The 486-nt window shown below is 59.1% G+C and carries 1 protein-coding gene; it reads right to left on the bottom strand.

Going from position 1 to position 486, the window contains the following annotated elements; translation table 11 throughout:
* Window positions 1-144 precede the first annotated feature (144 nt).
* The coding region (locus tag AC1DIX_RS27765) for a hypothetical protein (RefSeq protein WP_477328563.1) at window positions 145-486 on the bottom strand (342 nt) is incomplete at its 5' end.

The raw sequence follows: 486 nt of genomic DNA, 5'->3' as shown, positions 1-486 counted from the left end.
CTTTAGGGGAGCTGGTGGCCAGCTATAGAACGAGTTGGTCGCCGGTTTTAAAAACCGGACGAAACTGAACCGGTGCGTCTAAAGCGGAAAACATGTCGCCCGCCGACCTGATCAGAGCGATTGGCTGCCCCTCTCGCGTTCAGCTTAGGCTAGAAGCGCCCTGATCTCCGAACTTAAAGCCTCGAAACTATCGTTTGTTTCATCGTCGCCGTTGGGCAGACCCGGGCGATCCTTATCGTCCATAACGCTAAGGTAAGCGCCGTTGACTTGCGCGATCTTCCCAGCGTCAGCTGCCTCGGGATTTGTCAGGACTGCGGTATCGACAGGCTGAGAGGTCGCAACCGGCGGCACCTGGACGTCCCCGGTTAGGGGGGCCGAGTGATCCGCGGCAGACGCCGCGTATTCGCCCATCGCTGAGGAGATCTTGTGAAGCAACTCCTGGGCAAGTCTTGCGACGACATCCGGAGGGAAACCGGAGCGCTGGAG

It is taken from the genome of Massilia sp. 05N420, assembly GCF_056397205.1.
Note: the sequence above shows the minus strand (reverse complement) of the source record. Positions and strands in the feature narration are given on the sequence as shown.